This window comes from Streptomyces albipurpureus (assembly GCF_023701525.1).
Lineage (GTDB): Bacteria > Actinomycetota > Actinomycetes > Streptomycetales > Streptomycetaceae > Streptomyces > Streptomyces albipurpureus.
This window is the reverse complement of sequence record NZ_JAMQAW010000040.1, coordinates 73,718-91,133: the sequence shown is the minus strand read 5'-3', so window position 1 is coordinate 91,133 and position 17,416 is coordinate 73,718. Positions and strand designations below refer to the sequence as shown.

The window sequence follows — 17,416 nt, the reverse complement described above, 5'->3', positions numbered from 1 at the left end:
TCCCCCGACGCTTTCGGCTGCCCGCCTGCCACAACGGCAGCGCGGCCCGACCCGGGTATCGCCCCCGGTCGGGCCGCACCGAATGCGCAGATGGCCGGGGCCTAAAGGGTGTCCCGCAGTCCCTGACGGGCGCGCGACGACAGCTACGGCATCCCCCTGGGCCTGGGGGCCCGGGAGGTACCCCCACCCCGTGGGCCTGGCGGCCCGGGTGGCCCCCCATCATCTGACGCCGCACGCTGATCCGCCCAGATTGCGGGACAGCCCTCAGTCCGGCCAGGCCCCGGTGAACCGGCGGGTCGCGGTGGCCCCACCACGCTCCACGGAAGCCTTGACCACCGCGAATATCGCTCCTTGCAGCGCTGCCGCAAGCAGCACCTCGCCCCAGCCGCGCTGCTCGTCGGTGGGGCTCGGTGCCTCATCGTCCCGCCCGAGCCGCTTCCAGACCTGTCCGAACACCGCGCTGGCAGCCATACCACTCAGGGCGCCGACACCGAATCCCACCGGCTTGTACAGGATCTTCGAGATCTTCATCGGCGCCTCCGCCGCTGAACCAGCAGTGCCACCGCGACGACCGTGACAGCGGCGGCCAGCAGCGGGGTGCGCCTGGCCCGTGCCGTCTTGGCGACCAACACGGTGGTGTCCTGAACCTGCTGCGGTGTCGCCTCACGGATCTTCTCGCTCACCGCCGTTGCGGCTTCCGTCAGTTGGGTCCTGGCCTGCGCCGCCTTCTCACCCACCTGCTCCCGCACCTCCGTGGCGGTCTGCTTGGCCTGCGCCGCCTTCTCGCCCACCTGCTCCTTCACCTCGGTGGCGGTCTGCTTCGCCCGAGCCCTCACATCGGCCTTCGCGGCGAGGGCGTCGACCGTCTGTCCCAGCTGTTCCCGGGTGTCTTCTGCCCGGGCACGAAGCTCTTCGGTCTCGGAGTGCTCGGACTTCTCAGGCTTCTCGGGCTTCTCGGATATTTTGGAGTCCTTGGCGGTCCTGGAGGCCCCTGAGGTGTTGGGGGAGTCGTGCTGGGGACGGGGGGTGCCGTTCATCGGTGTGCCCTTTCTTTGATCTCGGCCACATCGGCCTTGATGCTGTCGATCGTCTGCCGTGGGGCCGGCGGAGCCGCCCGGCTGATGTTCTTGGCGCCGAGCGCCGCGAGTGCCGCGGCGATGATGACCAGAACGGCGGTGACGACCAGCGCGGACGCCCACCACGGCAGTACCAGACCGAGCGTGATGATGGCCGTGGCCACCAGTGCCTGGAGCGCGAGAGCGGCGAACAGCCCGGCGGCGCCGAACAGACCGCCGCCCTTACCGAATCGCCTGCCCTTCTGCGTCAGCTCCGCCTGCGCGAGGCGCATCTCATCGCGTACGAGTTGGGACATCTGCTGGGTCGCTTGGGTGACCAGAGCACTCACCGACTGCTCCGGTTCACTCTGGTGCAGTTCACTACTCATGGGGTCCTCACCGCCTTTCCGGGCTTCAGTTGCTGCGGCTACCCGATCCACCGCGCAACAGGCCTCCGGTCGGCACCGTTCTGTCCGGAGTGTCCCGCGAGCGGGAACGCGCCCAGGGGCGATGGGCACCGCGTACTCACCGCACACAGGGATGCGCCCCCGCCTCGTACCCGTGAGGATCTGGTGGCCGATTCGGCCTCGGCGACCGGGACAGGCCACTCCACCCGGTCTCGTGGCGCCGGGGAAGGCGGGTGACTCCGTCATAGGGTGCGGGTATGGCCACAGCGCTGCCCAACTCCCGCACCGAACCGGATGGTTCCGTGGTTGTCCGGGCCCTCAGCTACAACATTCGCTCGCTCCGGGACGACGAGGAAGCCCTTGCCCGGGTGATCCGGGCCTGCGCCCCCGACCTGGTGTTCATCCAGGAGGCCCCTCGGTTCTTCCGCTGGCGCAAGCACGCCGCCCGACTCGCGGCCAAGGCCGGGCTGGTCGTTCTCAGCGGCGGTGCGACCGCGGCCGGCCCGCTGCTGATGTGCACCTTGCGCGCGACCGTGGAGCGTACCGAGGACATCCTGCTACCGCGTACTCCAGGACAGCACCGCCGTGGCCTCGCCACCGCCGTCGTGACGATCGGGGCCGCCAGAATCGGTGTGCTCAGCTGCCATCTGAGCCTTCAGGACCGGGAGCGCTACGCCCAGGCCGGGATGCTCCTCGACCAACTCGCGGCCATGGACGTGCCGTACGCCATCGCGGCGGGTGATCTCAACGAGCGGCCCGACGGGCGGAGCTTTCGACGGATCGCCGCCGGACTCCAGGACTGCTGGGCGGTCGCGCCCTGGGGTGGTGAGCACACCTTTGACCCCGCCGAGCCCCGGCGCAGGATCGACGCCGTCTTCGCGAGTGAGGGGGTGGAGGTACTGGGCTGCGGGGTGCCGCTCGACCTCCCCGGTGTCGACCCGAACGATCTGAGCGCGGCGACCGACCATCTGCCGGTACTCGCCGCGCTCAGAATTCCCGCGCCCCCGAGATCTCCGTAGCCAACGGGCTCTGAGGCCGCCCGTCCGGATCGCGCCGGGTCGCCCCCGATCCCCGCTGGCCCACCTGGTCCGCCCATATCCAGACCAGAGAAGCCAGACCAGAGAAGCCAGACCAGAGAAGCTAGACGACTGCTCCCCTGCCCGGGTCGTCGTCCTCCTCGTCACCGTGCGCCATCCTGGCCACCAGGGTGGCGAAGCCACCGAGGAAGCCGCCCACGCACAGTGTCGTCAGCCACCAGGTCATCTCCCACTGGAGCAGGACCGCGATCAGCATCAGCACCGGCCCGCCGAGCACCGCCAGCCAGGCGAACTTCGCCGTGACATCGGCCTCCGGCAACGGCGGCGGCTCCGGAGGTACGAAGTGGCCCTCGTCGCTCTCGTCGAGGTCGTCCTCCTTGGGCTCCGCCATCTGGTAGTCCCGCGGGCCAGGGCCGCCGACCCCCGGGGCGAAGGTGATGGAGCTACCGAGCGTGGGCTGATCCTCATCGGGTGCCCGCTCGCTCCCCTTCTCCTGCCTTTCCTGCTTTTCCTGCGGCGATTCGTTGATGTCGCCTTCAAGGAGGGCCAGGTCCTCCACTGACTTGAAGGGCTTGGCACCCGGCGGATCCGCCGGCTCATCGCCGTAACCCGCGACGATGGCAGCCCAAGCCGCCTCCTCGTCGATGGGCTGCGGCTCACGGTCCGCGTCATGCTGCTCAGCCACCGGTGGTGCTCCCCTTCCTCACGGCATTCGGAGCGAGCCGGTCGACAAACGCACAACTCTCTTGGAAGATCCGCTCCGCATCGTGGTCCAACGTCGCCACGTGGTAGCTCTGTTCCAGCAGGATCTCCGTGACATCGAGGGAAGAGACCCGGCCAAGGATCCGGGCCGAGTCGACCGGCGGTACCACATGGTCCTGCAAACTGTGCAGGAGCACCATGGGCTGGGTGACTTGCGGTAGCTCGCCGTCGACCAGACGGAGGAAGTTCCGCAGCGAGTGGGCGGCCTGCAGGGGCACCCGGTCGTACCCGACCTCCTCGATGCCCTCCTTGGCGATATCGCTGGTCACGCCCTCGGTGGTACGGATGAGATGACGCACCACCGGCAGCACGGGTGCACCGAGTCCATGCACCTTGTTGGCCGGATTGACGATGACGATGCCCCGAATCGCATCCCCGTGCTGTGCGGCGAGCCGCAGCGTGAGCGCCCCTCCCATGGAGAGGCCGAAGACGAAGACCTCCGCGCACCGTGTGAGCAGCTCACGCAACTCCCGGTCGACCTCCGCGTACCAGTCCTGCCAGCCGGTGATCTGCAGGTCCTGCCAGCGGGTGCCATGGCCAGGGAGCAGCGGCAACGACACGGTCAGTCCCCGTTCCGCCAGATACTCAGCCCAGGGACGCAGCGACTGCGGGGAGCCGGTGAATCCGTGACAGAGAAGGACGCCTACCTCTCCGCCCTCATGGCGGTACGGCTCGGCTCCGGGAAGGACCGGCACCGGGTTCTCCTGTTCTGTGGCATGAAGCATCGAAGGGGGTGCATCTCACCGTACGCGACCGAACTGACACCGACCAGATCCATAAGTCCACCGGCGCGGGGGATGCACCGGGCCTGCGGTCACGTCGGGTTAAGGTCTGTTCGACAGCAACAGGAGGCATTCGAGTTGATCTACGGCGCAATGAAGTTCTCCATCGGAGGCTCGCTCAAGCTTGCCTTCAGACCCTGGGTGGAGGGTCTGGAGAACATTCCCGCCGATGGCCCGGCGATCCTCGCGAGCAACCATCTCTCCTTTTCTGACTCCTTCTTCCTGCCGGCGATGCTCGACCGCAAGGTCACCTTTATCGCCAAGGCGGAGTACTTCACCTCTCCCGGAGTCAAGGGCAAGCTCACCGCCGCCTTCTTCAGGGGCGTGGGACAGCTACCGGTGGACCGGTCCGGCGCACGTGGCGCGGGCCAGGCGGCGGTCAGGGCCGGTATCGAGGTGCTGGAGCGCGGTGGACTCTTCGGCATCTACCCCGAGGGCACCCGCTCCCCGGACGGCAGGCTCTACCGCGGAAAGCCGGGTGGCCTCGGACGGGTGGCGCTCGCCACCGGAGCCCCGGTGATTCCCATCGCCATGATCGACACGGAGAAGATCCAGCCGCCGGGCAAGGTCGTCCCCCGGCTGATGCGCCCCGGCATCCGGATCGGCAAGCCGCTCGACTTCAGCCGCTACCAGGGCATGGAGGAGGACCGCTACATTCTGCGTTCACTGACTGATGAAGTCATGTACGAGATCATGAAGCTGTCCGGGCAGGAGTACGTCGACATCTACGCCACGGTCGCCAAGCGGGAGATCGCCGAGGCCGAGAAGGCCGCCAAGGCGGCGGCGAAGGCCAGGGCCGAGGCCGCGAAGGGCGAAGAGCCACCGGCCCCGGCCGTGGGACCGGCTGCCTCGGACGGAACCGCTGACGGCCCCGGCCGTGTGGAGGGACCCTAGCCGCGCTGGCGTCGATCGGGGGGTGGGGGAGATGGCCGCAGTGACCAGAGTCGCCAGGGGCACCAAGGGTGAACGGGTCGTCAGGATGTCGGTCGAGCTGCCGCTGTGGCGTGCGCTCGCCGGCTACCGCGTACTGACCATGATCTACGCGATACTCCTCTTCGTCTTCACCCCCGACAAGTTCGAGCGCCCCTGGGTGGCGGGCGTCTTCCTCGCGGTGATGGCGATCTGGACGCTGGCCACCCTCCCGCAGGTCTCCAACGCCGCCCGCTGCACCAAGCGTTTCCTGGGCATCGATCTCACCATCGCCCTCACCGGCATTCTGCTCACCCCCCTCGCCGACTTCCAGGCACAGCAGATCGACGGGCCCACGCTGCCCTCGATCTGGACCGCCGGTTCGGTACTGGCCTTCGCCATCAAGGGCGGCTGGCGCTGGGCCGGCTTCGCATCGTCCCTGGTTGCCGTCGCCAACATCGTTGAGCGCGCCGAGCCCACCCGCGACACCCTGCACAACGTGCTGCTCGTCTGGGTCGCCTCGATAGCGATCGGATATGTGGTCGAGGTCGCCCGAGCCTCCGAGCGAACCCTGGCCCGAGCCCTGGAGATCGAGGCGGCGACCCGGGAGCGGGAGCGGCTGGCCCGCGATATTCATGACGGGGTGCTGCAGGTGCTGGCCATGGTGCAGCGCCGGGGTACGGCGCTCGGCGGTGAGGCGGCGGAGCTGGGGCGGATGGCGGGGGAGCAGGAGATCGCCCTGCGCACCCTGGTCTCCAGGGGGCTGGTACCCGCGGCCCGTGAGGCGACGACCGATCCGGCCGAAGGGGCGCGGACGGAGTACGTCGTGGACGTCGATGAGCCGGCGGCGGCCCAGGAGTACGATCTGCGCGCCCTGCTGGCGCAGTACGCGGGGCCCAAGGTCACCCTCTCGGAGCCCGGAGCCGCGGTTCCGCTCCCGGCGATTGCCGCCACCGAGCTCGCCGCCGCTGTCAGTGCCGCCCTGGACAATGTGAGACTCCACGCGGGTGCGGACGCGAATGCCTGGATCCTGGTGGAGGACTGGACGGATGAGGTGATCGTGACGGTCCGGGACGACGGTCCCGGCATTCCGGACGGCCGCCTCGCCCAGGCGGAGGGTGAGGGCCGATTGGGTGTGGCGCTCTCCATCCGGGGGCGGCTGCGCGATCTGGGCGGCACCGCCGAGCTGATCTCGGTGCCAGGCCAGGGCACGGAGGTCGAGCTCAAGGTGCCCCGCAGCCCGTGAGGTCCGCCGGCGGTGACGCCCGGTAGACGCCCGGTACTACGGCGCGTTCGACCGCTTTGGTCGGTAGCTTTGGTCGGTTCCACCGTTTTGACATGTTCAACAGGGTTTTATGGGCCCCACGGGGTCCTGGGCCCCTGGGGCTGTAGCGGTCTCACGGGCTTGACGGGCACCACGGGTTCGACGAGTAACACGGGTTTGACGAGTAACACGGGTTTGATCGGTTCGACACGCGCTATCGGTTCAGCGGGGGAAGGCGGCACAGGATGACGGAGCAGCAGACGGTCAGGGTGATGGTGGTCGATGACCATCCGATGTGGCGGGACGCGGTCGCCCGCGATCTGGCCACCGCCGGGTTCGATGTGGTGGCGACGGCGGGCGACGGCCAGCAGGCGGTGCGCCGCGCCAAGGCCACGGTGCCCGATGTGCTGGTGCTCGACCTCAACCTGCCCGAGCTCCCCGGTGTCCAGGTGTGCAAGGAAGTGGTCGCGGCGCTGCCCGGGGTGCGGGTGCTGGTGCTCTCCGCGAGCGGTGAGCACGCGGATGTGCTGGAGGCGGTGAAGTCGGGCGCGACCGGCTATCTGCTGAAGTCGGCCAGTACGCAGGAGTTGACCGACGCCGTGCGCCGAACCGCCGTCGGAGACGCGGTCTTCACCCCCGGTCTCGCCGGACTGGTGCTGGGGGAGTACCGCAGGCTGGCATCCGATCCGGGTCAGTCGGCGAGTGCGGACGACCCCAAGGCCCCGCAGCTGACCGATCGGGAGACCGAGGTGCTCCGGCTGGTCGCCAAGGGGCTCTCGTACAAGCAGATCGCCGAGCGTCTGGTCATCTCGCATCGCACGGTGCAGAACCACGTACAGAACACCCTGGGCAAACTCCAGTTGCACAATCGGGTGGAGTTGGTGCGCTATGCGATAGAGCGCGGTATAGACACCCCGGACACACACGACGGCACCACCAGCCCCGACGGTTCCCTTCGCTGACGCGACCGCACCTCTGTGCCGGGGGCGGGCCCATGTCCCCCGTGGACCGGTGGCCGACTCGGTCGCCGCCACCCGCCCCGGCAGTGCGTCGCACCCCTTCCGCGCGGGTCTACTCCCTCCCTCAGGCGCTCCCGCCCGCCGGTGTGTGCGGTGGCCCTCGCCCGGGTGGTGGTGAGCGGGCGAGCGTCCCCCCGCTCGTAAGAGTGAAAACAGCCCCTTATCCAGCGCTGTAACGGCCTTATATCGCGCAGGAATTGGCTATCCCTGGCATCCCGCAGTGAGCTGTATCACCACTAGCGTTGCCTTCCTGCGGCCCCGAGCAGAAGACGGTTTCCGGGGCCCATTCAGGCGAAGGGAAGTATCCATGCGCGTAGGAGTACTGACCGGGGGCGGCGACTGCCCCGGCCTTAACGCCGTCATCCGCGGTGTCGTCCGGAAGGGCATTCAGGAGTACGCGTACGAGTTCGTTGGTTACCGCGACGGATGGCGCGGACCGCTTGAAGGTGACACGATCCCGCTCGACATCGCGGCAGTTCGCGGCATTCTGCCTCGCGGTGGCACCATTCTCGGCTCCTCCCGCACCAACCCGCTCAAGGCGGAGGACGGCGTCCGCCGTATCAAGGAAAATCTCGCAAAACACGAGGTGGATGCGCTGATCGCGATTGGCGGCGAGGACACTCTCGGTGTTGCGACGGCTCTCAGCGGTGAGTACGGAATTCCCTGTGTCGGGGTTCCCAAGACCATCGACAATGATCTCTCCGCGACCGACTACACCTTCGGCTTCGATACGGCCGTCGGCATCGCCACCGAGGCGATTGACCGGCTGCACACCACGGCTGAGTCCCATATGCGGGTACTTGTCGTGGAGGTGATGGGTCGGCACGCAGGTTGGATCGCGCTGCATTCGGGTCTCGCGGGTGGCGCCAACGTCATCCTCATCCCGGAGCAGCGCTTCGAGGTCGACCAGGTCTGCAAGTGGGTGACCTCGCGTTTCAGAGCGACCTATGCGCCGATCGTCGTCGTGGCCGAGGGCGCGATGCCCAAGGACGGCGACGCGGTGCTCAAGGACGGCACACTCGACTCCTTCGGCCATGTGCGGCTCTCCGGAGTCGGCGAGTGGCTGGCCAAGGAGATCGAAGCGCGCACCGGCAAGGAGGCGCGAACGACTGTTCTCGGCCATGTGCAGCGCGGCGGTACTCCGAGTGCCTTCGACCGCTGGCTGGCCACCCGCTTCGGCTTGCACGCCATCGAAGCGGTACGGGACGGCGACTTCGGCAAGATGGTCGCCCTCCAGGGCACGAACATCGTACGAGTGCCGATCTCGGACGCCACGTCCAAACTCAAGACGGTCGATCCCAAGCTGTACGAAGAAGCGGGTGTGTTCTTCGGCTGATCCGCGACTCTGATCGGCGCTTGTGGGCTGTGGGCCGTATATTCGCGCTATCTGGATCTTGCAATATCCGGTCCGCAGTCCACATTCCGGGAGAAAGCCGTGGAAATCCTTGCCTTCGGAGTGCAGGCCGATGAGAAGCCGCTGATCGAGAAGGCATTCGCAGGGCTCCATGACATTCGCTGTGTGGAAGTCTTCCTCACCCCGGACACCGCTCCCATCGCGGCCGGCCATGAAATGATCTCCACTAGCGTCAATGCCAATCTCAGTGGTCGGGTGCTCCAGACCCTCGCCGTCGGCGGCACCACCATGATCGCTCAGCGTTCCACCGGTTTCAACAATATCGATCTTGAGGTTGCCGAGCGGCTCGGGATCACCATTGCCCGGGTCTCCTATTACTCGCCCTACTCCGTTGCCGAGTTCGCCTGGACCCTGGCCATGGCCGTCAACCGCAAAATCGTCCGGGCATCGGGCCGCACCCGGGACTTTGACTTTCGACTCGACGGGCTGATGGGGCGCGATCTGCGCGGCCGGACGGTCGGCGTCGTCGGCACCGGAAAGATCGGCGAGGCGTTCACCCGTATCGCCCACGGCCTGGGAATGAACCTGCTGGGCTGGGACGTCGCGGAGAACCCCGCCTGTGTGGAGCTGGGCATGAGATACGTCGACAAGGCCGAACTCCTCGCCACATCCGACCTCATCAGCCTCCATGTCCCCCTGCTGCCCGCCACCCACCACCTCATCGGGCGGCAAGAGCTGCGCGCCATGAAGGACGACGCGATCCTGGTGAACTCCAGCCGTGGTGGGCTGATCGACACCGACGCCCTGGTGGGGGAGTTGCGCAAGGGCCGGTTCACCGGGGTGGGACTCGATGTGTACGAGGCGGAGGCCGGGCTCTTCTTCCTCGACAGGTCCCTGGAGGCGATCACGGACGACACCCTGGCCCGGCTGGTCACCTTCCCCCAGGTGCTGGTCACCTCGCACCAGGCGTACTACACCCAGGACGCGGTCGGCCAGATCGTCGCGGCGACGCTCCAGAACGTCACCGACTACGTCGCCGGTCGGCGCAACGAGAACTTCCTCGTACCCCGGGTCTGACCCGCGCTCCGAAGACTCCGGGCCGGTCCGGCGGTCGCCCACCGAAACGTCGGTGGGCGACCGCCGGACTGACCCTCTCGCTCACGCCTGCCGCAGCACGGACCCCGCCAGCAGCCCCGAAACCACTCCGGGACCGTTCAGCGTCAGTACCGACTCCGGATGGAACTGCACCGAGGCGAAGGCCGCCGCCCGCAGCGCGTACACATCTCCGCTCCCGGGGTCGCGCGCCACCTCCACCCCCCGCTGGGCCAGCTCCGCCGCCACCCGGTCATCGCAGCGTGCGGTGAAGCTGTTGTAGAAGCCGACCGTCTCCCGCCTGCCGAAGAGTTCGATCCGCTCCTGTGCGCCCTGATGCGGCTCTTCCTTCCGTACGATCCCCACTCCCAACTCCGCGGCGATCAGCTCATGCCCCAGACAGACGCCCAACAGACCCCCCCGATGTCTCCGGAGCAGTTCCGCCGTGAGCCCGCGGAGAAGGCGCATCCTGGGGTCGGTCGCCTCGGTCGGATCACCCGGCCCGGGGCCGAGGACCACCAGCCCCGGATGGGTGAGCGCCGCCTCCCGCAATCCCGGCTCGTCATAGCGCCGCACGGTCACCTCAAGACCCGTCGAACGCAGCAGATGCGCCAGCATCGCCGTGAAGGTGTCCTCGCCATCGACCATCAGGGCATGTCCCAGGGGCTCGGCCGCGCGCTCCTGCATCCGCAGCCAGAACGGGGCGAGCAGGGCCCGCCGCGAGTCCAGGGCCGCCCGCACCCGGGGATCATCCGCGAGCCGGGGGTGATCCGCGCCCTGTGCGGGCCGCTGCGGGCCCACTCCCAGCGCGGCCAGCACCCCCGCCGCCTTGGCATGGGTCTCGGCGACCTCTCCCATCGGATCGGAGTGGCGTACCAGGGTGGCGCCGACCGGCACCTTCACCCCGCCCTTGTCGTCGATGTCGGCCGTGCGGATCGCGATCGGCGAGTCCAGCGTCTGCTGGCCGTTGGCGTCCACCCCGAGGAGGGCGAGCGCACCCGCGTAGTAGCCACGGCCACCCGTCTCATACCGACGGATGACCCGACAGGCGTTCTGGACCGGCGATCCCGTGACCGTCGCCGCGAACATGGTCTCCTTGAGCACTTCCCGCACATCGAGCGAGGAGCGTCCACGCAGCTCGTACTCGGTGTGGGCGAGGTGGGCCATCTCCTTGAGGCGGGGGCCGATGACGACGCCACCGCGGTCCCCGACGGTGCACATCATCTTCAGCTCCTCGTCGACCACCATCGACAGCTCATCGCGCTCCTTGCGATCGTCGAGGAAGCGCAGCAGGGACTCGGGGTCCGGCCCCTCGGCCGGATAGCGGAAGGTGCCGCTGATCGGATTCATCACGACGGTGCTGCCGCTCATCCGCACATGCACCTCGGGACTGGCGCCGACCAGGGTGCGCTCCCCGGTGTGCACCACAAAGGTCCAGTAGGCGCCGCGCTCCCCGGTCAGCAGCCGGCGAAAGAGCGCCAGCGCGTCGGATCGGCCAAAACCGGGGATCTGGCCGGTGAAGGTACGGCGGATCACGAAGTTCGCCCCCTCCCCCTGGCCGATCTCATCCGCGATGACCCGGCGCACCACCTCCGCGTACTCCTCGTCCCCGATGTCGAACGCCCCTGACTCGACCGTCACCGGATGCGCGGGCAGCGAGCGCACGACCTCGTCGAGCGGCAGCTCCCACGACTCGTCGGCGATCAGCACGCTCAGCGGGGTGCCGTCGTCCGCGACCTCGAAGCCGCGCTCCCTGATCTGCCGAAACGGGATGAGAGCGAGCGAGGGGCGGACGGATACGGGAATCTCGGCGAGGGTCTCCACCTCATGGACCGGGCCGATCAGCACCTCAACGACGTCGTGGTCGTGGCCGGGGGTGCGTCTGCGCAGCAGCGCGAACGGCGGGCAGTCCTCTTCGAGGAGACGGGCGAGGCGGTCGAGGGGAGTGTCAGCGATGGACATCCGGGGTGTTCCTTCCAGCGGAGAGAGGGAGGAACGGCCGGTTTCGCTGCGGAAACACCGAAGGCCGCCCCTCGGGCGGCCTTTGCGAGTTCTGTGGGGATACGCGCAGTCAGTGGGCCGCCGATTGAGCGGTCCACCACCAGTTCTGAAGCGAGTGCGCGATCACGTCGCGAACTGTAGCGCACCGGGTGCCGTTGCCGGGGCTGTGACCAAAACCACGGTGTGGGCCCGTGGACCCGCGCGAGCCATGGGCCGTCCGCCCACCACCTGCCCCCGGTGACCGGCCCGGATGTCCGAACCGGCCATGATCCCTGTCCAGAGTGTGAGCGGTCGGGAAGTACGGCCATAGGACGTCGTAACCTGGCACTGTGACGATGAACGTTGAGAGCTCAGCTGCCCCTGTGCCCACCTGGCGAAACCTGCCTGCCGCGCAGCAGCCCGAGTATCCCGATCCCGCAGCTCTTCGCGGGGTCGTCGCCGAACTGGAGAGCTACCCCCCGCTGGTTTTCGCCGGGGAGTGCGACCAGCTGCGCGCCCGGATGGCGGCAGTCGCCCGCGGTGAGGCGTTCCTCCTCCAGGGTGGTGACTGTGCCGAGTCCTTCGAGGCCGTGGGCGCCGACCACATCCGCGGCAAGCTGAAGACCCTCCTCCAGATGGGAGCGGTCCTCACCTACGCGGCTTCGGTCCCCGTGGTGAAGGTCGGCCGGATCGCGGGCCAGTACTCCAAGCCGCGCTCCAAGCCCACCGAGACCCGCGACGGGCAGACGCTGCCGACCTACCGCGGCGACTCCGTCAACGGCTTCGACTTCACCGAAGCGGCCCGTATCCCGGACCCCGAGCGCCTCAAGCGGATGTACCACGCGTCCGCGGCCACGCTCAATCTGGTGCGCGCCTTCACCACCGGTGGTTACGCCGATCTGCGCCAGGTGCACGCCTGGAACCAGGACTTCGTGAAGTCGTCGCCCTCCGGCCAGCGCTATGAGCAGCTCGCCCGTGAGATCGACAACGCGCTGAACTTCATGGAGGCCTGCGGTACGGACCCCGCGGAGTTCCGTACGGTCGAGTTCTTCGCTTCCCACGAGGCCCTGCTGCTGGACTACGAGGACGCCCTCACCCGTGTCGACTCGCGTACGGGCCATCTGTACGACGTCTCGGGCCACATGGTCTGGATCGGTGAGCGCACCCGTCAGCTGGACGGAGCGCACATTGAGTTCGCCTCCAAGATCCGCAACCCCATCGGCATCAAGCTCGGTCCGACGACCAGCGTCGACGAGGCGCTCCAGTACATCGACCGCCTCGACCCGGACCGCGAGCCCGGTCGGCTGACCTTCATCGTTCGGATGGGCGCCGACAAGGTCCGCGACAAGCTTCCGGAGCTGGTGGAGAAGGTCACCGCCTCGGGCGCGACCGTCGCCTGGGTCACCGACCCGATGCACGGCAACACCTTCGAGGCGGCTTCCGGCCACAAGACCCGTCGTTTCGATGATGTCCTCGACGAGGTCAAGGGCTTCTTCGAGGTCCACAAGGCGCTGGGCACCCACCCCGGCGGCATCCATGTCGAGCTGACCGGCGACGACGTCACCGAGTGCGTGGGCGGCGGCGACGAGATCTTCGTCGACGATCTCCACCAGCGGTACGAGACCGCCTGTGACCCGCGGCTGAACCGCAGCCAGTCACTGGACCTGGCGTTCCTGGTGGCTGAGATGTACCGCGACCAGTGAGCTGACCGGCGATCTTGAGCTGAACCAGGTGGGGCACGTATCCATGTGATACGTGCCCCACACTGCTTTTCAGCCGCACCCACGGCGGGTAAGGTTAGGTTTGCCTCACCGATCAATCGGGACGATCAATCGGAAAAGGCGCGACCTATCGATCCCATCGGCCCGCCGGGGAGGTGACCCGCGTGTACGTCTGCTCATGCTTCGGCATCACGGAGAAGCAGGTGAGGGAGCACGCGGACGCTGGCGCCTGCACTCCGCGCCAGATAGCTTCCGCTTCCAAGGCCGGCACGGACTGTGGATCCTGTGTGCGTCGTATCCAGTCGATTCTCGGCCGCGGCAGCTGCCCGCGGCGTGAGCTTCTCGACCAGGGCAAGCCGGCTCTGACCGTCGTGTCGGAGCTGAACGAGGCCGCCTGAGCCGGATCTCCCGGGCCTGGGGCGAACTCCGCGTCCAACCCCTGCGCCTCCGGATGGCGCCGAGCGGGGTCGATCGACGCGGATCGCGAAATCCACTCAGCCCCGGTGCTCAGCTCTCCGGCTGCTCGATGAGCTGCGCGATATACAGCGGCTCACCCAGCTTCTCGACCAGCTCCAGTTGGGTGTCGAGATAGTCAATGTGGTGCTCTTCGTCTTCGAGGATCGACTCGAAGATATTCGCCGATGTCACATCGCCCTTGGCGCGCATGACCTCGATACCGCGCTTCAGTCGGTCGATTGCCTCGACTTCGACCTGTCGGTCCGCTTGGAACATCTCGGTCACGGTCTGACCGATTCGGACGTGGAACAGTCGCTGGTAGTTCGGCAGTCCATCGAGGAACAGAATTCGATCGGTCAGCACTTCCGCGTGCTTCATCTCATCAAACGACTCTGCCCTGGTGTACTTGGCGAGCTTCGTCCAGCCGAAGTTCTCCTGCATCTTCGCGTGGAGGAAGTACTGGTTGATAGCCGTCAGCTCGGCCGTAAGCTGCTCATTGAGAAACTCAAGGACCTCGGGGTCGCCCTGCATCGCAGAAGCTCCTTCCACGTGTGTGGTTCGGGGGCAGGTCCGCGCATCCTCGCACTGCCACGAAGAGCCGTCCAGTAAGTGCCTCCTTAGTAGGAGTTGCCCGAATCGGGCCAGACCTGGTCATGACCACCCCTCCCGGTCTGTCACCATGGAACGCATGGGTCAGCCGGAGAGCCGGGAATACCGTGCAGCAGAGGAGTCCACGCTTCCGCCGGGGCAGCGAATACAGCGTGGCTGGCCGGTTACCCACTACGGTCCCGTGCCCAAATTCAAACCGGACCGCTGGGAATTCCGGGTCTTCGGCGCTACGGCGGATGGTGACAAGCACTGCTGGAACCATGAGGAGTTCTCGGTGCTGCCGTTCTCCACGGTGCTTGCGGATCTCCACTGTGTGACGAAGTTCAGCATGCTGGGAGCCGAATGGGGTGGCGTGTCCACCCGCACGATCGTGGATCTCGCACCGCCTGCCGAACATGTCACCCATGTCATGGTCTGGGCCGAGTACGGATTCAGCGCCAATATGCGACTCGCCGACTTCACATCCGAGCGCGCTGTTTTCGCCACCCACAAGGACGGTGAACTACTCACGGCTGAGCACGGCTTTCCCCTGCGACTGGTGGTGCCGCATCTCTATGCCTGGAAAGGGCCCAAATGGGTCCGGGGCGTGGAGTACATGACCGCCGATCGCCGTGGTTTCTGGGAGGAGCGCGGCTATCACAACCTCGGTGACCCCTGGCAGGAGCAGCGGTACTCCTACCAGGAGGAACCCGGGGACGGCCCGGAGTTGTAGCCACTAGCCCTTTCCGCGCTGAGGGTGGCCGCGGGTCAGCTCCGTCCGTTCCACGGGCGGAGCTTCTCCGGGTTGCGGATCGCCCAGATGCGAGCGATGCGGCCGTCAGCGTGGCCGAACGCCGCCACGGTCACGGTGATGCCGGCGTGCTGGGCGACCAGGCCGGGCTGGCCGTTGACCGTTCGTTCCAGCAGTGTCAGCCCCGTGGCCCTGCTGGCCATGTGGATCAGGTACGCGGCGATGCGCTCGCTGCCCTCGACCGGGCGGAGGGCCGCGCCGGCCAGTCCGCCACCGTCGGCGATCATCGTGGCGTCCGGATCGAGGAGGTCGACCAGGGCCCCGATGTCCCTGGCCTCCCACGCTTCCTTGAAGCTCCGCACCACACCGGCCTGACCGGCCGTCGCCACCGCCGGAGCCCGCCCGGCGCGAACACGTCGACGAGCCGAGGACGCCAGCTGCCGACAGGCCGCCGGCGTCCGGCCGAGGATCTCGGCGACCTCGGCGAAGGGGTACCGGAAGACGTCGTGCAGGATGAACGCCACGCGTTCGGCCGGCGTCATCGACTCCAGGAGGACGAGGAAGGCCATGTTCACCGACTCGTCCAGGGTGACCCGGTCGGCGGGGTCGGCCCGCTCGGCCCTGTTGACCGCTGACCCGCTGATCCACTCCATCCGGTCGGGCAGCGGCTCGGGTATCCATTCGCCGACGTAGCGCTCGCGCCTGACCCGCGCCGAGCCGAGCAGGTCCCAGCAGACGCGGGTGGCCACGGTGGTCAGCCAGGCGCCGGGCGACTCGATGGCCTCCTGCTGCTGCCGCGACATCGCGTACCAGCGGGCGTAGGTCTCCTGCACGGCGTCTTCGGCCTCGGCCAGCGAACCGAGCAGCCGGTAGGCGAGATTGACCAGCTGGCGCCGCTCACCGATGACCGTGCCCAGGGCCGGCTCGGACCGGTCGTGCCCCGGCTCGGACGCGGTACTCATGGTCGCGACTTCTCCCTGTTCCCCTCGACCGCTTCCGCTCTCGCCACTTCGACGAGACACCGCACCGGACAGTGGTCTCGGCGCTTCGCCTCACATTTCGCGGGCCCATGTCGTCGGAGTAGCGAGACCTTACCGATCCACCGCCGTGAGGCAGAAGACGGGGACCGCCATGGCCGCGCAGACGACGTCAGAACACCGCATCCGCACCCTTGCGTTCCTCCAGGTCGCGCTCGCCCTGCAGACGCTGGCCCTCTTCTTCCAGGCGGTCACCGCCGGAATGCTCCTGTCCTCGTCCCACGGCCACGTACTGCATGACATCGGATCGCGCGTGATGTACGGCGCGTCGATGGTGTACGTGCTCGCCGCGATCCTGGCGTGGCGCCCGGGCGGCGGGTCGCCACGTCCCCTCCTGTACGCGTCCGGCTTCCTCGTACTCGCTTCGGCGCAGGTGGTGTCGGGCATCGCACACCTGCCGTCGCTCCATGTCCCCCTGGGCGTCCTCATGTTCGGCCTGAGCGTGCTGGCGCTGGGCCCGGTGCTGTCCGTCCGCCTGCCCCGGCGTTCGGGCACCCGGTCTTCCGGCACCCGGTCGTAGCCGCCGCGAACCAGGGCTACCTCAGTGGAACTGGTGCATCACGGCATGGCCCTTGCCGCGGCCGATCAGCCACTTGTTCACCGGTGTGGTGATCACAAAGGCGACCGCGAAGGCGATGGCGAGGGCGTACCAGAACAGACCGTCAGACAGCTGCGCGTGCAGGGCGCCCGGCCAGAGGGCGAGCACGCTGTTGTCGGTGATCTCCATGACGAGGATGGAGATCGTGTCCGCGGCGAGGGCGACCTTGACGGCGGCCCTGAAGCTCAGACCCGCCCGCAGGATGGTGATCATGGTGAAGGAGTAGCCGAAGATGAAGGCCAGGAAGATGGCGAGAGCCATCGTCGGGACGTTGTGCCAGCCGAGTGCCGTGCCGATCATCATGCCGAGAACCTCGCCGATGGCACAGCCTATGAGGCAGTGCAGCGTGGCCCTGGCGGCCATCGACCAGCTGACGCTCCCGGAGCCATGGCCCTGGTGAGCGGCCTCGCCCTGGTGTTGGTCGTGCCCCTGGTGTCCCGGGTCCGTGGCGGGGCTGCCGGCGGCGGTGTGGGCGTCATGCGAGCCGTGCTCATGGCTCGTGCCGTCCGGGCTCTGGCCGTGACCCGCCCCATGGGCGTGAGCGTCGTGCTGCATGAGAGTTCCCCAAAGTCAGATGTAAGGTTTCTGCCCGGCGAACCATATA

General features: G+C 67.7%; 20 protein-coding genes. 10 read left to right on the top strand and 10 right to left on the bottom strand.

The features are described from left to right. Nucleotides 1–264 precede the first annotated feature (264 nt). The 3 genes from NBG84_RS29930 to NBG84_RS29920 are packed head-to-tail and all read right to left on the bottom strand — an operon-like array spanning nucleotide 265 to nucleotide 1,444. Nucleotides 265–531, bottom strand: a complete 267-nt coding sequence (locus NBG84_RS29930) for a DUF4235 domain-containing protein (RefSeq protein WP_250922776.1) — start codon at nucleotides 529–531, stop codon at nucleotides 265–267. Further along, nucleotides 528–1,037 (bottom strand): DUF3618 domain-containing protein, encoded by a 510-nt coding sequence (locus NBG84_RS29925; protein ID WP_250922775.1) that lies wholly within the window; start codon nucleotides 1,035–1,037, stop codon nucleotides 528–530. The genes NBG84_RS29930 and NBG84_RS29925 overlap by 4 nt, the downstream gene beginning before the upstream one ends. After that, nucleotides 1,034–1,444, bottom strand: a complete 411-nt coding sequence (locus tag NBG84_RS29920) for a phage holin family protein (protein ID WP_250922774.1) — start codon at nucleotides 1,442–1,444, stop codon at nucleotides 1,034–1,036. The genes NBG84_RS29925 and NBG84_RS29920 overlap by 4 nt, the downstream gene beginning before the upstream one ends. Before the next feature lie 275 nt (nucleotides 1,445–1,719). On the opposite strand from NBG84_RS29920, the gene NBG84_RS29915 reads away from it, so the two are divergent. Next, nucleotides 1,720–2,481: an endonuclease/exonuclease/phosphatase family protein gene (locus tag NBG84_RS29915; protein ID WP_250922773.1), complete on the top strand. Its 762-nt coding sequence runs from the start codon at nucleotides 1,720–1,722 to the stop codon at nucleotides 2,479–2,481. A 121-nt stretch (nucleotides 2,482–2,602) separates the two neighbouring features. Here the strand turns inward: NBG84_RS29915 and NBG84_RS29910 are convergent, their stop codons facing one another. Both NBG84_RS29910 and NBG84_RS29905 read right to left on the bottom strand, forming a co-directional pair. Then, nucleotides 2,603–3,184, bottom strand: a complete 582-nt coding sequence (locus NBG84_RS29910; RefSeq protein WP_250922772.1) for a hypothetical protein — start codon at nucleotides 3,182–3,184, stop codon at nucleotides 2,603–2,605. Next, a complete protein-coding gene (locus NBG84_RS29905) occupies nucleotides 3,177–3,956 on the bottom strand; it encodes an alpha/beta hydrolase (RefSeq protein WP_250922825.1) in 780 nt (259 codons plus the stop codon). Before NBG84_RS29905 ends, NBG84_RS29910 begins: the two co-directional genes overlap by 8 nt. Before the next feature lie 180 nt (nucleotides 3,957–4,136). On the opposite strand from NBG84_RS29905, the gene NBG84_RS29900 reads away from it, so the two are divergent. The 5 genes from NBG84_RS29900 (at nucleotide 4,137) to NBG84_RS29880 (ending at nucleotide 9,666) form a co-directional block, all read left to right on the top strand. Beyond that, nucleotides 4,137–4,937 carry a lysophospholipid acyltransferase family protein gene (locus NBG84_RS29900; RefSeq protein ID WP_250922824.1) on the top strand — a complete coding sequence of 267 codons (801 nt, stop codon included), beginning with the start codon at nucleotides 4,137–4,139 and terminating at the stop codon, nucleotides 4,935–4,937. A 31-nt stretch (nucleotides 4,938–4,968) separates the two neighbouring features. After that, nucleotides 4,969–6,198: a MacS family sensor histidine kinase gene (gene macS / locus NBG84_RS29895; RefSeq protein ID WP_250922771.1), complete on the top strand. Its 1,230-nt coding sequence runs from the start codon at nucleotides 4,969–4,971 to the stop codon at nucleotides 6,196–6,198. Between the two features lie 263 nt (nucleotides 6,199–6,461). After that, nucleotides 6,462–7,178, top strand: a complete 717-nt coding sequence (locus NBG84_RS29890) for a response regulator (protein ID WP_250922770.1) — start codon at nucleotides 6,462–6,464, stop codon at nucleotides 7,176–7,178. A 364-nt stretch (nucleotides 7,179–7,542) separates the two neighbouring features. After that, nucleotides 7,543–8,571 (top strand): 6-phosphofructokinase, encoded by a 1,029-nt coding sequence (locus tag NBG84_RS29885; protein WP_250922769.1) that lies wholly within the window; start codon nucleotides 7,543–7,545, stop codon nucleotides 8,569–8,571. A gap of 99 nt (nucleotides 8,572–8,670) precedes the next feature. Continuing rightward, entirely contained in the window at nucleotides 8,671–9,666 is a 996-nt protein-coding gene (locus tag NBG84_RS29880; RefSeq protein WP_250922768.1) for a 2-hydroxyacid dehydrogenase, read from the top strand. Between the two features lie 81 nt (nucleotides 9,667–9,747). On the opposite strand, the gene NBG84_RS29875 is transcribed toward NBG84_RS29880, so the two are convergent. Both NBG84_RS29875 and NBG84_RS41650 read right to left on the bottom strand, forming a co-directional pair. Next, entirely contained in the window at nucleotides 9,748–11,643 is a 1,896-nt protein-coding gene (locus NBG84_RS29875) for a chorismate-binding protein (protein ID WP_250922767.1), read from the bottom strand. A gap of 109 nt (nucleotides 11,644–11,752) precedes the next feature. Beyond that, on the bottom strand, nucleotides 11,753–11,809 hold the full coding sequence (locus tag NBG84_RS41650) for a trp operon leader peptide (protein WP_425608730.1): 57 nt from the start codon (nucleotides 11,807–11,809) through the stop codon (nucleotides 11,753–11,755). 208 nt (nucleotides 11,810–12,017) lie between these two features. Between NBG84_RS41650 and NBG84_RS29870 the strand changes: the two genes are divergently transcribed. Continuing rightward, nucleotides 12,018–13,364 (top strand): class II 3-deoxy-7-phosphoheptulonate synthase, encoded by a 1,347-nt coding sequence (locus NBG84_RS29870; protein ID WP_285368036.1) that lies wholly within the window; start codon nucleotides 12,018–12,020, stop codon nucleotides 13,362–13,364. 173 nt (nucleotides 13,365–13,537) lie between these two features. Then, on the top strand, nucleotides 13,538–13,780 hold the full coding sequence (locus NBG84_RS29865) for a (2Fe-2S)-binding protein (protein WP_250922765.1): 243 nt from the start codon (nucleotides 13,538–13,540) through the stop codon (nucleotides 13,778–13,780). A gap of 109 nt (nucleotides 13,781–13,889) precedes the next feature. Here NBG84_RS29865 and bfr read toward each other — a convergent pair whose 3' ends face one another. After that, nucleotides 13,890–14,369, bottom strand: coding sequence for a bacterioferritin (bfr, locus tag NBG84_RS29860; protein WP_250922764.1), 480 nt, complete (start codon nucleotides 14,367–14,369; stop codon nucleotides 13,890–13,892). Between the two features lie 157 nt (nucleotides 14,370–14,526). On the opposite strand from bfr, the gene NBG84_RS29855 reads away from it, so the two are divergent. Then, nucleotides 14,527–15,159: a sulfite oxidase-like oxidoreductase gene (locus NBG84_RS29855; RefSeq protein ID WP_250922763.1), complete on the top strand. Its 633-nt coding sequence runs from the start codon at nucleotides 14,527–14,529 to the stop codon at nucleotides 15,157–15,159. Between the two features lie 35 nt (nucleotides 15,160–15,194). Here NBG84_RS29855 and sigJ read toward each other — a convergent pair whose 3' ends face one another. After that, nucleotides 15,195–16,139 (bottom strand): RNA polymerase sigma factor SigJ, encoded by a 945-nt coding sequence (gene sigJ, locus NBG84_RS29850; protein WP_250922762.1) that lies wholly within the window; start codon nucleotides 16,137–16,139, stop codon nucleotides 15,195–15,197. A 169-nt stretch (nucleotides 16,140–16,308) separates the two neighbouring features. Here sigJ and NBG84_RS29845 point away from each other — a divergent pair, with 169 nt between their 5' ends. Then, nucleotides 16,309–16,734 (top strand): hypothetical protein, encoded by a 426-nt coding sequence (locus NBG84_RS29845; protein WP_250922823.1) that lies wholly within the window; start codon nucleotides 16,309–16,311, stop codon nucleotides 16,732–16,734. 21 nt (nucleotides 16,735–16,755) lie between these two features. On the opposite strand, the gene NBG84_RS29840 is transcribed toward NBG84_RS29845, so the two are convergent. Next, complete coding sequence (locus tag NBG84_RS29840; protein ID WP_250922761.1) at nucleotides 16,756–17,367, bottom strand: DUF4396 domain-containing protein; 612 nt, start codon at nucleotides 17,365–17,367, stop codon at nucleotides 16,756–16,758. Between the last annotated feature and the right edge of the window lie 49 nt (nucleotides 17,368–17,416).